Origin of the sequence: Bdellovibrio sp. HCB-110, assembly GCF_047323225.1 — a bacterium.
GTDB lineage: Bacteria > Bdellovibrionota > Bdellovibrionia > Bdellovibrionales > Bdellovibrionaceae > Bdellovibrio.
Genome location: NZ_CP178750.1, coordinates 2,363,289 through 2,377,993 on the forward strand (window position 1 = coordinate 2,363,289; position 14,705 = coordinate 2,377,993).

Consider the following 14,705-nt stretch of genomic DNA (forward strand, 5'->3'; position numbering starts at 1 on the left):
TTAACTTATCGGCAGGACGCTCAACTTCATGCAGTCTAATATTGAGATTTTGGATGAATATGACAATTATGTGTTGCTCGCATTTTTCCTTATTCCATATTTTAGACTAATTTACGGAGCTAAGGCTGAGCTCACCACCTAGTTCTTAATGCAAGTATAGTATTCAGGAGATGCACCCGCTGCAAAATCATCAACAAGAATTTGTGTTCTTGTGTAACCAGACGGACACGTTGCCGAGGGGATAACTCCTCGACATGCCGTGCTTCCGCGGGAGGAGTAATAACCGCAGTGCGTGCCCGGAGGATTGAAGTCAGACCACAGAGTGCCGTTACAATACTCCATAATATTGTCAGTCGAGTTGTAGCGCGTGGTTCCCTTTTTAGAGTTATCACACGTCGAAGAATCAGAGCCAACTCGAACGCCACCATTAACATCGAGAGCCGCAGCCGGGTTTGTCGTACCAACCCCTACCTTGCCGCTGTTCTTCACTGTAAACAATTCGGTATTTCCATAGGTTATTGATGTTTGTCCTCCAGCCGCCCCACGATTTGAAATCCAAAAGTAGCTGTCAGCTCCGCCATCAAACCACATGTCTGGGTAAGGGCCACCAAAGTGAATATCACCAAGAGTTCCTCCCATGGCCGCATGAAACTTTCCATCAGGACTTGTAGTTCCAATACCGACGTTCCCTGCAAAGTAATTTTTCGCTGTCGACGATTCCTGATAAACCGAATAATGGTTTGTTAAGGTTCCACCAGTCTCGGGAGATGCTAGGAAAAGATCATACATATTCGTGATCGTACCGGTAACTATTTTCGGTGCAATCATTATTCCCTTAGACACCGTCGTCTGAGGTGTTTGTCCTACGGTTCCATCAGAATGACCGTAATCCACCACGACTCCAACTTGGTTACCAAGAGTTCCTCCGTCATTTAAACCAGCGGTGCCGTTTCGATGAGATGAAAGATACAAACCCATTTCCGTACCACCGTTGGTCGTTCCACTCGCTACATTGGATGCAAGTGTAATATTGGAAGCATAGTGGGAATGTACGGCGCCGTCATTGCTTGTACTCTTAAGCTCTACGGTTGAGCCATAGGTAATATTGTTCACCGCCGACTTTTGACTGCCATTAATATCATCAACGAACAAGTCCAAATATCCCAGACGGTTAGTCCAATAATAGTTAGTAGGGTCGTTCGTGATAAAAACTTTTCCCTGAACATTGAGTTTTTCAACCGGAGAAGTCGTACCTATACCGAAATTACCCGTATCACCATTGATGTAAAAAGGCAGTGTTGTCACACCCGTCTTAGTGGAATTAGCAAGATAGATATTATTTCCACCATTCCTGCCATAGTCCGTCGTTAACTCCCAATAAGGAGATTGAGTTCCACCCGTTGGAACTGCAGTTGCGGCAAAGATGATTCGCCCTGATGTGGATCCATCCGCCGTCGCAATGTTGTTGCGAATCGCGAGAGTGGCCCGTCGATCACCCGCATTTCCCGTAGTTTCAAGTAAAGCTATTTGACTTTCATTTCCGGCATTAACACTGAGGGGGGCCGTCGGAGCTGAAGAGCCGATCCCGATATTGCCGCCATTGGGCGCTAAAATAATATTTCCCTTTGTCGCATTTGATGTTGAATCCAGAGTCAAATTCGCACCTGCCGCAGTACCACCATAAATAATTGGAGAATACATACTTGTTCCAGAAGCAATGCTTCCACTGGAATAAATGTTTCCACCAGTATTGATGTTACCACTAACTCCGACTCCGCCACTTACAACCAAAGCTCCGTTATTGGACGCTGTGGAAGCCTGGCCACCCGTCAAAGTCATAACACTGGAAGAAGTCACAACTCCAGTTCCGGATGCCTGCAATGTCACATTTTGGTTTGTGCCACCTGCTGCCACCGTCACAGCACCTGAAGAGTTCGTCGTGACATTCGAGCCACCCGCTGAAGTTGTGAGACTCACCCACGCACCGTTTTGATAGACTTCCGCGAAATTTGTCGTCGTATTATAGCGTAGCATTCCGTTTGCGGGGGATGCCGGTTGCTCGGCCGTCGTCCCATTTGGTAATCGCACGGCATCCTTTCTTGAACCAATATCCAAAGACACCGTTGGGGAACTCGTGCCAATCCCGACGTTGCCACCTTCATCTATTAAAAGTTTCGAAACACCATTGGAAGCAAAATTCGCGATAACACCGCTTGTATTATCGTTGGCTCCGGAATCAACCAATAAACCTTTACCGTTACCTGAAGGATTTTTAATTACAGCCGCATAGTAAGTGTTACTGGAACCAGATGTATTTAAAGAAAAGCCATCGGCTCCTGTTCCTGCGTTTAGAATGGTTGAGTTCGAACCAATGCCCGCCTCTGTGCCACCAATTACATGCACCTTTCCAGTAGGACTGATTGTCCCAATACCAATATTGCCGTTAGGATAAATAGCAACTGGATCGATCCAAGAGGCACCATTATAGTGGGAAAATAAAAGTACATTTGCAGGCCCCTTACGATGACTTATTTCCCATCTTTTATCTGTTGCTCCTTCTTCACTTTCTAACTGCAGAGTCGCATAATTTGTTGCACTACCAGCACCTTTGATCTTAACAACTGACTGAGTTGTATCACTCTGGATATGCAACAATGCAAGCGGAGAAGCTGTTCCTATACCTACATTTCCTGTGGCATCTATAGCCATTCGAGTGGAATTATTAGTTTTGATTTCTAGGGAGTTATTATCATTTGTTCCAAGCGATGCTGTTCCCCCAAAACTATTCCCGCCATTTTTAAAATAAGTGGAGTCATACGCATTTGCAGGAAGATCAGCGGCTGCGATAGTTCTAAATGTGGGAGCGCCAGCGCTGCCGTTCGGTGCCGCTAAGAATGTGTTTGCCGTTTTTGCTGCATACGTGATCTGTGAATCACTGATTGAAATACTCGAACAAACCCAGGAGCCTGTTGGAGAAGAGAATGTTAACGTTTGCCCAGAAGCACAATTCGCAGGCATTTGACCTGCATCGATCTTATTTGAAAGTTGCGTTGAAAGGCCTGTGATATCCGAAATTCCCAAAGCTACGTTTACCCAGTTGGTGCCGTTGTATTTGAGTATTTCGCCTGAAGCTAATGAAGTGATCACGACAGGTTTTGTTTGGATTTTACCAAGAGTTGTTACCCCGGCATTTGTCGTCGTGATATCACCATTTAAAGTGACTGCTGTAGCGACATTCGAAGCATCACCGACCCAGATCTTGCCATCGGCTAGAGTGGAAGTTTGTTTGTTATTGAAATTATCGTAATCAGTTTTACTGATAAGACCCGCCGTTGTTCCCACCGCCGATGCCAGGGGAATATTCAGTGTGTGCGCATCACTTGCCGAACTCCAATTCGGCGAAGTTCCTGCTACACCTGGAGTTGCCAGCGTCTGTGCATTTCCGGTTTGGCCATTGAAACTTTGCAGACCACTCCCCGCCACTCCCATTGTTTTAACAGTAGATCCGTCCCAGTATTTTACTTCGTTGGTTGTCGAATTAAACCAAACTTTTCCTTTATCAGCCGCAACCAGCCCCGCAGGATCTGAATTGTTATTAGAAAGATGCAGATTCTTGCCTGCCGCCATCGTCACATAACCAACGTTGGTAAAATTATTGTTGGACATTTCAATGGCTCCGGTCATTGTGCCACCGGCTAAAGGCAATTTGGAATTGTCGTCAATCGTGCGACATGTAAATAGCCCCGTCACAATATTATAACTCAATGTTTGCTGAGCACTATCACAAGTCACCAAACTGCTTTTGGCAACCTTACCATCTAAAGTCGTTTGCAAACTACTCACATCACTAATCGTTAAAACAGAGGGAGTCCATACTCCAGAATTTAATTTTAACACCTCGCCGTCATTCGGCGCCGTCGCTGAAACTGCCTTACCTTGAATTTTCACAACCGACGGGTTGGGCAAAGTTCCTGATAAATCTCCGCCTAATGCTGTTGAACTTTGAAATGCACCTGCAATACGGCTGTCATTACCAGCGGCCACGGTTCCCGCGCCTGTGCCAACACTCAGGGAAACTTGTGCCGTACTTCCTGACATTGTGACAGAAATCGGAGATGTCCCAGTTACATTTGTAACGACACCAGACGCACCAGCATCATTTTGACAAACGAAATTCGTTCCATCAAAAGTCAGATATTGATTAGCTCCGCAAGTTGTAAGCGAATTTTTCAAAACGAAGTCAGCACTCGTTTTATCCCCCAACTGTTGCGCAACTTTTGAATACGCAGCAAACGGTACCGTACGAATATCACTGTCCGGAGAAATAAGCTTCCATCCGACAGCATCTTTGAATTGCACACGAAGTTTACGTTTATCTCCATCCACCGCAGTGTAAGTTCCACCGGTAGCACAATTAAATGTCTTGGAATTATCAAAGGCATCCAGAAGAGAGAACGTTGGTGAAGCTGGGAAGCTCTTCGTTCCTGGACCAATCGGAACGTCGAACACCCCGTTGGAATTTCTCATATCGTTAACTTGAGAAACCTCACGATAAATCACACACGTTCCTGTTGGATTTGTGATCTCAAATTGAAACTGAACAAACTCGTATTCTAAAGGGCTACCCGAAGAATCAAGAATCCTACCCTGATAAGTTAAAGAGCCAGGACTAGCGAAAGTACTGAAACTTATAAGTAAAAGAGAAAGTACTAGTCCGAAAAAAGAAGATACGTTCATAAATTGCTTATCGGTAAAGATTTCTTTATACTAAATACACCGACCAACTTAATCTGTTGCACGAAGTATCAAGAGCAACACTATTTGCCCGACTCTTGAAGACCCGTCATATGAATCATCTTGATAGAGTTCATTGTACAGATCCTCTGTACATCATTGAAAACGCTTTCTTTTGATTTTGAAGTCTTATCCTTCGAATAAAAGTACAAAAAACTATTTAGCAAACAGTCTGCGCTTCTTTTTGCCGAACAATATGCCTCCGATATTTTAAAGGCTTGGTCTCTTGGAATGGTCTGGTAATTCTGTGAATTCATATAACCATAAAAGTAACCGAAGGCTTTTTTTAAACAATCCCCGTTGTCACGCTGTGAACAATACTCTTTTGCATTTTGATTAGCATCTTGCTCTGAAAGGTTCTTAAAAAAAGGTGAATTAAAGTACGTATAGGCCTCTTTGTAACAAGAGGGGTTTTCTTTCAGACTCGCAAATGCCAGACTGCACAGAACAGATGCTAAAAAAAATATCAAAGCTTTCATCACCGCTTCCCGACTACTGTCTTCCTCTTGTTGTACTACTTGTACTTCTCTTCGCCGATCTCTCTTCAGGAATATGACAAACTTTCTGTAACTCAGGATCGTTCTTAATCTGATCCCTGGCTTGCGCGATGATTTCTGTTTGATTATTGAGATCCGTGACAATACTGCTCGGAGTAACTTCAGCACTGCGGCCTGGTGCCGGCGTCTGCTTTAATCGAAGAAGAGCATTCTGTGCTCGATTTAAAGCCTGCGAATAACTTTGCTGTTTAGTCGCGAGTCCTTTCAGCTTCGTCTGCATCTGATCTTGAGCCGCCACCATTTTTTGCTGACTGAGGTTCAACAGATCTACAACTTTCTTCTGAGCGCTATTTCTTTTATTTTCATTAGACGCCTTAATCTCGTCGAGTTGATTGGATGCCAAACTCAGTGAATCATTCACGGCATCCATATCTGACTGAGTTGATTCTATTTCTTTAGTCAGCGTATCGATTTCATTTTGGTTTTGTTCAATTAAAGCAGCACGCGCTTGTTGAATTCTTCCCAAGCAAACTTGAAAAGCCTTTATAGCTGCCGCCTTTTTGGCCTTGGCCATCGTGATATGATTTCCACTCGCCGCAGAGTTGACAGCACCGAAACCTTGGGCTGCGTTTCGATACTCTGCCCGACAATCAAACTGACTGCCTGCTTTCGGAGATGTAAGCTCTAGCAAACTAGCGGATTTCTTACGTAGAGACTCCGTCATTTTACCGCGCAACTGAACCAAGCGCCCGCTAAGTCTATTGAGCTCCTTTTTATCTTCGATTTGTTTTGATTGAAATGCAGAAATTTGCTGCCGTTCTTCATCCGCTATTTTTTCTTTAGCTTCCGAAAATTCCTGTTGGGCATCCGTCATTGCTTGAGAAATATTCTGCATAGAAGTGCTAAAATTCTCTTTGATCTTAGCTTCTTCCTCTGCGAGTTCCGCAATGTCTTTTTGTGTCTCTTTAACTTCTTTTTCCAGACGCTCTATTTCTTTATAGTAGTCGCCACCACTCATCTGAGGGCAGGCCGAACTCACATCCGTCGTTGCTGGAATTCCCATGACTGTCGCTAAAGCGTCTATTGTCGGGTAAGACTCCTCCTGCAGGGTCTGACTACAGTCTAATGCCTTCTCTTTGCAATTCACCGATAGACCTGCTTTACTGCAAGACTCTGTCATCTTGTTGTTCGCGTCTTTAATCTCTTGTCGCAGTTCCTTGCATTTATTTTCAAGTCGTTGCGCTTTCTGTTCGGCAATTTCCTCAGGGCTTTTGGTCGCAACCGGAACAATAACCTGCTGCGCATTCACAACTTCCAGATAAGTCAAGGCAGCTAAAATCAAGAATCCCGGAACGTTTTTTTTAAATCTTAGATGTAACAATTCCATCACATTCCCCACATTATGAAAAAGTCGTTATTGATTCATATCTGTATAGAAAGATTCTTGGCTTTCTTTCATTTTATATCTTCGAGCGATCATTTGAAAAATGCTATCGGCGGCGACACCAATCGGATCACCGTTGTAGTTTTTTTGCATTCCTGCGAAGTTGGATGGATCACGATCAATTCCAGAGGATGTCTTAGCTGAAGCTAAAGAAAGTGACGGATCTTCCAGAGATTCTCCAGGTGCAGCTCCTCCTCCTTTAGATCCTCCACCTTCCTCAAATCCACTGGCGGCAGTCAAAGCACCTAACTTTAATTTTTCTAATTTTGCAGCGGCTTTCTTTTGAACTTCATCATACATCGCTAAAGCACCGTCAATGGCACCTTTAGACATTCCGGCAGCAGCCATTCCATCTACGGAGCCAAAATCGGAAGCATTGTAGCTCTTGCCATCTGGAGTTGTGATTTTCCCGGTTTTTTCATTATAAAAAGAACTGATCTTTTTCCAATTTGAACCCAGATTTTTTATACTGGAATCTTTGCTGAGAGGATTATTGGGATCTTTAAGGTTAATTCCGTCGAATGCGTATGGATCGCTACCGAAACCATTGGACTGATACCCTGTAAGCCCGGCAGCTCTGACTGCTTTTCCATGCTCGCTACCTTGCTTCATCGATAAAACACCTAAACCGGTATACATGGCCACAAAGCCACAATCAACGCCACTGCCAGATGAACATCCCGGCACATGCGAGGCCGCCATCCCAAACATCATGGCTCCTTGAATATATTGCTGAGCTTGCGCCGATTTATTAGCACTCGCAGTTTGATTTGCACCTTGATTAACAGAGGCCCCGTTTTGCGTGCCTCCACTTGTTTCGACGCCTTTCGAGGCTCCACTTGTGTTGGTGTTCGTTGTCGGATTCACGGGCACATTTCCTGCAAACGCAGTGATCTGCTGGGAAACAAGAAAGAAAAATAAAATTTTTTTGGTAAGAGATGCCCCCATAAAACCGCCCATTAATTATTCAACAAAGTATTCTTATTATCGCGATAACGATCTTTTACTTTTTCCCAATTCGATTTCCCGCCGGCCCCTGTGACCTCTCTCGCCCATATCTCTTGCCCTGCCATTCCTTTATTGGGATCTTTCGCTCCACCGGGAAGATAGGCTCGGTATTTCGATGAAGAACTTCCCGAAATAGAAGACGAGTTCCAAGAGCCTCCTCCACCGCCGCCAGCTCCTCCAAGAATATTTGCATCCAGAGGTTTTTTTGTACTAGAGGCTGAGGTCGGTGTAGCATCAGATCCGCCAGAGCTACTCCCCAAACCCGCTCCTCCGCCGGTTGGTAAATTTCCACCTCCATCACCGCCGCCGTTAGGATTTCCTGCATTCAATCCAGCCTCAGCGGGATTTCTCAATCCACTTCCATCAATTTTGCCTTGTAGATTGTTCTTATCCGTCGCACCCGTCTTTGCTGAATTACTTTCGCCATTTTGAGCACTTTTTTGAAGAGTGTTCGTACAACCCGGCGTGCGCGGATTTTTAAAACAAAGACATTCAGGTGATTGAGGATTTCTGCAAACACATTCTTCTGACTTTGCTTTGGTTGAATCGCTGCAAATATCAGCTTTATTCGCGGATGCCGTTCCTCGAGAAGCTTCGTCACAACGAGACGCCTGTTTCATCGAATCAACCATCGATGCAATTCCAGTCAGGGCTGATGCCACCATGTTTGCGTAAGAATAGGTACAAGCTACATTTTTCAGAGCGACAGATTTTCTCTCGGCATCTATCGTCCCCTTTTCGTCATTGTCTTTATTTGCGATGGCTTTGATCTCTTCAAACTTTGCATCTCTTAAAGCGATGAAGTCCGCGCAGGCAGACAGAGCAGTCTCCATCTGAATAGCAGGTGTCTTTGGGTTCACGCTGCAACTAAAGGATTCATGCGCATTCACGATTTCAAGAATGCGTTTGAGATTTGATTGAACAGTAGAACAAGACAACTCACATGCCGCTCTCGCCGTTGAACATGCAGTTACGTAAGCCGTCAAACCCGCCTTTACTGTTGCCATAGCGTTTCCAGCTGCATTACAAGAGTCGTTAACGCCCGCGATGGCCCCAAAGGCGTTCATATAGGTATTTACTTGATTCAGAGTCTCATGAAGCTTGGGACTCGTTTTTTCACTGCAAATATAAGAAGCTGCGCCTTGGGTCTTAACACAAGAACCGTGTCCGTTGGAGTACCACGATGCTGCACTATCTAACGACTTAAGGCTTTCCGGATTATTGACCATAACCCCCAGTACTGGCATTTTTTGAGCTTCTTGCACGAGCATCGAGGTCGCCGCCTTAACTTTTTGAGCATCATCTGTATATCCTTCACTACTTACATTCATGCGCGCATCTTCAGAACTATTCGTGGCATTCTTTTTATTAAATTTGGCAATCGCTTCCTCAAGGGTTCCCACTCCTGGCAGATTGAGATTGTTTCCTACTTCGGTACCAGTGCCATTATTCTGTTCAGTACTACCGTTTACGAGGCCCTCTGCAGGAACACTTCCAATAGGCCCTCCATCTTCTGCAAAACCCAACGAGCTCACCAACAACGACATTGAAAATATCAGAATCCCAAGTGACTTCATTGTATCTCCCTTTTGTTGGCGCTCTTGGCTGTCCTCTCTTTCGGTAAACAAATTCTGCTCCTATAGAGAACCTTGCAAAAAAATCATTGCTTGATTTTGAAGAGCAACAACTGTCGAGGGAACTACAGAGTGATTATCAAGGCCGAGAATACCGGCGAAGGGAATTTAAAAAAGGTCTTTAACCAAATAAGGAAAAAGACCTAATGAGAGATGGGACCATTTTACGATGCGCTAACTAAGGATTTATCTTTTTACTTCTTGGATCATCCGCAGGATTAATATAGGTAATTCCCCATGGACCCATGCCATTTAACTGCACCACCGTTTCTTTGTCTGCCTTCGCAAAGTGATGGGTTCCTGTTTTCATTCTTGCAAAGCTTCCCGCAGGTAATGCCATTGCTTTATTTTTTGCGTCGTCCCCAATACCCATCATAAGAGTTCCGGAAATCACTGTGACGTTTTCATCTTGGGGATGAAAATGCGGGGGAATAAGATATTTGGCTGGCATTTTTATTCGCATAGAAAAAGGACCGCTTGTTGACGGATCACCATACAATACCGCTGTCTTTGCCCCCGGAGGTAACGCTGCCGGAGCATCCTGCCACTTTATTTCTTGTGGTTTTAGCATAATATGGTCAGGTTCATCTACGGCAAATGCAGAACTGCTGGAAACTGCCAATACGAGCAAAACAACTGCTTTCATCATATTCAAAACTCCTGGGTAAAATTTAGTTACCAACACAGTAACCATCAGCTACTGAGAGTCAAAACTATCGAAAGCACGCGATAAAATACATTGTTTTCCATTACAGAAAAATCAATTGAGCATCAAACCCATTTACATTTAATTCTATATATTACTAATAAATTTCATACGGAGCTAACTTTGAGAGTTCTCGATTTCATTAAACAACAAATCATGGCAAAAGGATCACCCATTTTGCTGAATCAAAGACAGACCCATAAACTTTCAAAAAGCATGATCTACAAAAGGATGCCCCATGCACTCCTATCAACCTTAGAACAATACTTTCGCCTTGAGGTTGAGGGGGAAGAAAATATTCCCGCGGGAGGCGCTATTCTTCTCCCCAATCATTCCGGTTATTTGGGGCTCGATGCCCTTCTCTTAAATCACTGGATACTTAAAAATCAAAAAAGATTGCCTAGAATCTTACTTCACCGATTTTGGTTCACCCAGAATCTTCTCCGTAGTCATGCGGAAAAGTTTGGTTTCCTGGAGGCTTCTTATGACAATGGTGTGGGCATTCTAAACAAGCGAAAGCTTCTGATCATGTTTCCCGAGGCAGAACAAGGAAACTTCAAAACAATCAACAAGAAGTATCAACTGCAAAACTTCAGAACGGGTTTTGTAAGAATGGCCTCAGAAACCCGAGTTCCTGTCGTTCCCATTGTGATTATTGGAGCAGAAGAAACTCATATCAATGTCGGCCAAATCTCGATACTGGGACAACTCTTCCCTTTGCCTCTGAACTCAATTCCCCTTCCTGCGAAATGGAAAATCAAGTTTTTAAAACCTATTTATTTTGACGTGAGTAAATCGACATCTTTTGACATTCAGGAAACCGCCAACAAAGTGAAGGCCCTTATGCAGGACGTTTTAAAGAAAGAACTTGGTAAACGTCGGTACATCTACTTTTCTATTTAAAATAGCTTGCGATTGCGGGCTCATGTGAAATCGATTGTCATCGTTGCCCGTCACTTTTTTTAGCAATACCAATCATTATTTGTATATCGCTGGTTATTACATGGCACACCCTGTGCAACGACCTTCATTCAAACAACAAAGGAGATTTTATGAAAAAGAGTATTTTAGTATTTATTGCAACATCGGTAATTGCGGGTTCTGCCTTTGCCGAGTTATCGGTGGGCACTACAGCAGGAAGCGTACTTGGAACAGCCGCTAGCTCGGCGGATTTAGCTGAATTGAACGACCTCGTGCAAGTTCAAGGCGACGCGCTTGTTGCGTTGGAGACGGGAGTTGTCTCGCCAGAACTTAAGTCTGTTATGGAAAAAATGAGAGCGGAAATCCCGGAGCTTCAACAATCAACTGATGAAGAAGTTCTTTCAATTATTGTCACTTTATCTAAGGGCGATTCTTAATTGAATGCAGGGAGAAGATTCCGATGAAAAAAGAGATTCTAAATACAGCGATATTCTTTATTTCGTTGATCTTCTCCCTGGAAACTGCAGCACTAGAACTAAAACTTGTTGAAGATAATTTAAATAACAGTGATCTGCCTGAAGTTCGAAATTTAGTGAACACGGCGGAGCACATGCTTCCACCTGAACTCAAAAGAAGACTCGACAAAACCCTTCTGGTCACTTTCGCCCCCATACAACAACATGGCAAAACCTCTAGCCTTAGTAATGAGGTTATTCTTTCAGAAACGCTGCTTCCCCATATCGCAAGAGGAAGAAAAAATGCAATTCCAAATACGACACTCGCAAGCCATCATAAAACTTATTATGATGTTGCTTTGGGAACTCTTCTGCACGAGATCTCTCATCAGTACGATCTATCTCGATTAGGTAATATTTCTGACGAATCCCTAAAAAGGGATTATATTCTACGCTCTGAATGTCGTGAAATTACAGCGGGCGACAACGGACAAAATAGTATCCCGGCCCGGTGCACACTATTTAATTTTAAAAATAATATCTCAGATAACCCTCAATTTTTATACTCTGTTAGCTGGCATCCAAAAAAGATTTCTGGACATAAAGTCACCGAAGAGGATGATCAAACTCTCCGTTCTCCAAATCCCTATGAATTCAAAAATCCTGAAGAAGCTTTCGCAGTCAACTTCGAATTCTACTTGATGGATCCGGAGTATAAATGCCGCCGTCCGACTGCTTACCAGCTTTTATCGAAACACTTTGGATATTATCCCTATAAAAATCATCACTGCAATGTCGGTTCCGGTGTTATGACGACGATGATTCTACCTTCGGAAACGAAAATCGTGTTTGATGAACTCAATGCTGATCGGGTTTATGAGGTTCACTATCTTCTTGCCGATAAGGGCGACAGCTCTGCCTCAAGATGGGGACATTCAATGCTTCGACTAGTCATATGCGCTCCCTTTAGAACACAAGTAGGTCCAGATTGCCTCAAAGATATCACCTACCATAAAGTGATCAGTTATGCAGCCGCCGTCAACGATCTCGCTATCGACAAGCTAAAAGGTCTCACGGGAGGTTACAGCTCACGCATTTATATAATGCCCCTACTGAATGTCATTAATGAATATACTCAACTTGAGTTAAGAGACCTAATTAGTTATCCCCTTTTTCTCAATCATTATCAAATTGCTGACCTCATCACCAGAGTTAAAGAGCAGTTCTGGAGTTATCGCGGTCAATACTTCTTTATTTCAAACAACTGTGCTGTTGAAACATTTAATCTTTTAAAAATGTTATTTCCAAAGAACTCAGAATTTGCTTCCGAAAGAATTAATACACCTAACGGCCTTAAAGAAATCATTTTTAAAAACCATGTGGGACGGGATCTGAAAACTCAAGAGAACTCAGATGGTCTTTATATATGGAAATCAAAAAAAGAAACCTTTGAAAAACTGTTGATTTCTCTTAATCGCTCCACGGGCTCCAATTATAAAACGATGAACGACTGGTTAAATCAGCCACCAAGTAAAGATATTGAAATCTTTGAAAAACTCAAAAAAATTAAAAAAGATATTTCAACATTCTTCATTTTAGAAAAACTTAAATTAGAGAAACTAAGCCATATGAGAAATATTGTTATCTTGGACTTTGAGTCCAAACAAAAAGACTCAGAAATAATTCAACGACTTAAAGAAAGCAGAAAAAGTGAAATCGGTTTTATCGGGAACCATTATAAGGGCACCTACGGTATTCCTTTTGACTCTGAAATGACCTTGATAAAAAATTTGATTCAAAATAATGAAAATGACTCGTCGAATGCCCAAAACAGAAAGCTGATCGAGGACACGATTGAAGAGAAAACACGAACCATTCTAGGTTCCGAATTCTTGGCCGAACTTCAAATGTCAGAAAAAATGCTTTTAGACTCTGTCGAGTACTTAAAACCAAAAAAGTCTCCGTCATCTACCCAAAATCCCTGAAGTATAGCTAGGATAATACTGCAAAGTGGGCTTTGTTTTTGGAAGCCCCATTTTGCAGTCAACTCCTTTAGACAGTTGAAAGAAAAGTCAGCAATTGCATTTCCATTGTCGACATTTTTTCTCGGGCGACGTTTCGAAGTATAACTTCGTATCCAGGTTTGAATCCACGCAAGGGAATTTTCTTTAGTTTTGATCCAATTAAAAATTCCGGCACCAGACAGACGCAATTAATCTCATATGCTAACTTCGCAGCCAGGGACCAACTTTCCACCGTCAAAAATGAAACGTTCTGCGCTTGCCTCAAAAGATGCCTTTTAAGAGCCGTTACTTCCGGACGAATCTCTGTCGTCACAATCTTGGGCCCCATCCTCCCATCCCGGGAAGCTAAAACGAACGAACCAGAATCAATCTTAATGCCTTTTCGTCCGCCTCTGGCTTCCGCCAAAAAGAGAGCCATATGAATTTCCTCTTCATCGAGGAGGTTTGATAATTGTTTGGAAGTTCCCGTAACCAGATGTAATGACTCTACAGATGTGAATTGTTTTAGAGCGGGAAAAAGAAAAGACTCCGCAAGACTGGACGAGCATCCTATTTTAAGAGAGTGGGACTCCCGCACTGAGGATTCCACATTTTTTTTAAAACTCAGGAATGAAGCCTTCATATGACGATAAAACTCCTCACCTGCAGGCGTCAGCTCAAAGTTCTTCTTTCGATGGGTCGTTAATGATTTACCGACCCACTCTTCCAATCGAAGAACGGCCTGGCTAATTGCAGGCCGGGTCACAAAATTCAATTCGGCTGCTTTAGTCAAACTTTGGGTTTCTACGACGTCGAAAAAGTATTTTAGCGCAGAAAGGCTTAATTCTTCAGTTTTCATAAGTAACTTATTCTAACTTATTTGATAAATATTAGTCACTTTAATTATAACCTCCTGTGAGATATAAGCGCTCCATATCTAAAAGGAGCTCTCCAAATGAAAAAAATTCTGATAATTTTACTGACGACATTTCTTGCGCCCCAGGCCTGGTCCGACACAAAGACAGTCGAAACAACCCAGGAAGGTCCCTTTAACTGCGCAAATGCAGAAAATCTGGCAAAAGAAAACCTCGCACAGCAATGCCAAAACCAGGGTATGAACCTTAAAAACGTATTTTATGGCGCTTGCCAACAAACCGGCGACGATGGCGGTTACGTAAACTATTACGCCGTCACCGCCCAGGGAACTTGCTTTAACTAGAACAAATGTGACAGATATCGTATC

At 43.2% G+C, this 14,705-nt stretch carries 11 protein-coding genes; 4 read left to right on the top strand and 7 right to left on the bottom strand.

Annotation, left to right across the window (positions count from 1 at the left end; all coding sequences use genetic code 11):
• Window positions 1-138 precede the first annotated feature (138 nt).
• The 6 genes from ACL934_RS11455 to ACL934_RS11480 all read right to left on the bottom strand — a co-directional run bounded on the left by ACL934_RS11455 (window position 139) and on the right by ACL934_RS11480 (window position 10,026).
• Entirely contained in the window at window positions 139-4,560 is a 4,422-nt protein-coding gene (locus tag ACL934_RS11455) for a beta strand repeat-containing protein (protein WP_413612267.1), read from the bottom strand.
• A 257-nt stretch (window positions 4,561-4,817) separates the two neighbouring features.
• Complete coding sequence (locus ACL934_RS11460; RefSeq protein ID WP_374073557.1) at window positions 4,818-5,273, bottom strand: hypothetical protein; 456 nt, start codon at window positions 5,271-5,273, stop codon at window positions 4,818-4,820.
• Window positions 5,274-5,286: 13 nt separating this feature from the next.
• Window positions 5,287-6,678: a hypothetical protein gene (locus ACL934_RS11465; RefSeq protein ID WP_374073558.1), complete on the bottom strand. Its 1,392-nt coding sequence runs from the start codon at window positions 6,676-6,678 to the stop codon at window positions 5,287-5,289.
• A 27-nt stretch (window positions 6,679-6,705) separates the two neighbouring features.
• Entirely contained in the window at window positions 6,706-7,683 is a 978-nt protein-coding gene (locus ACL934_RS11470) for a hypothetical protein (protein ID WP_374073560.1), read from the bottom strand.
• An 11-nt stretch (window positions 7,684-7,694) separates the two neighbouring features.
• A complete protein-coding gene (locus ACL934_RS11475) occupies window positions 7,695-9,320 on the bottom strand; it encodes a hypothetical protein (protein WP_374073563.1) in 1,626 nt (541 codons plus the stop codon).
• A 235-nt stretch (window positions 9,321-9,555) separates the two neighbouring features.
• Window positions 9,556-10,026 (bottom strand): cupin domain-containing protein, encoded by a 471-nt coding sequence (locus ACL934_RS11480; RefSeq protein WP_374073564.1) that lies wholly within the window; start codon window positions 10,024-10,026, stop codon window positions 9,556-9,558.
• A 288-nt stretch (window positions 10,027-10,314) separates the two neighbouring features.
• On the opposite strand from ACL934_RS11480, the gene ACL934_RS11485 reads away from it, so the two are divergent.
• The 3 genes from ACL934_RS11485 to ACL934_RS11495 all read left to right on the top strand — a co-directional run bounded on the left by ACL934_RS11485 (window position 10,315) and on the right by ACL934_RS11495 (window position 13,444).
• Window positions 10,315-10,986: a lysophospholipid acyltransferase family protein gene (locus ACL934_RS11485; protein ID WP_374080471.1), complete on the top strand. Its 672-nt coding sequence runs from the start codon at window positions 10,315-10,317 to the stop codon at window positions 10,984-10,986.
• Between the two features lie 149 nt (window positions 10,987-11,135).
• Window positions 11,136-11,441, top strand: a complete 306-nt coding sequence (locus tag ACL934_RS11490; protein WP_374073565.1) for a hypothetical protein — start codon at window positions 11,136-11,138, stop codon at window positions 11,439-11,441.
• Window positions 11,442-11,464: 23 nt separating this feature from the next.
• On the top strand, window positions 11,465-13,444 hold the full coding sequence (locus ACL934_RS11495; protein WP_374073567.1) for a DUF4105 domain-containing protein: 1,980 nt from the start codon (window positions 11,465-11,467) through the stop codon (window positions 13,442-13,444).
• A gap of 67 nt (window positions 13,445-13,511) precedes the next feature.
• Here the strand turns inward: ACL934_RS11495 and ACL934_RS11500 are convergent, their stop codons facing one another.
• Window positions 13,512-14,321 carry a LysR family transcriptional regulator gene (locus ACL934_RS11500; RefSeq protein ID WP_374073569.1) on the bottom strand — a complete coding sequence of 270 codons (810 nt, stop codon included), beginning with the start codon at window positions 14,319-14,321 and terminating at the stop codon, window positions 13,512-13,514.
• Window positions 14,322-14,417: 96 nt separating this feature from the next.
• Here ACL934_RS11500 and ACL934_RS11505 point away from each other — a divergent pair, with 96 nt between their 5' ends.
• Window positions 14,418-14,681: a hypothetical protein gene (locus tag ACL934_RS11505; RefSeq protein WP_374073571.1), complete on the top strand. Its 264-nt coding sequence runs from the start codon at window positions 14,418-14,420 to the stop codon at window positions 14,679-14,681.
• Window positions 14,682-14,705 lie beyond the last annotated feature (24 nt).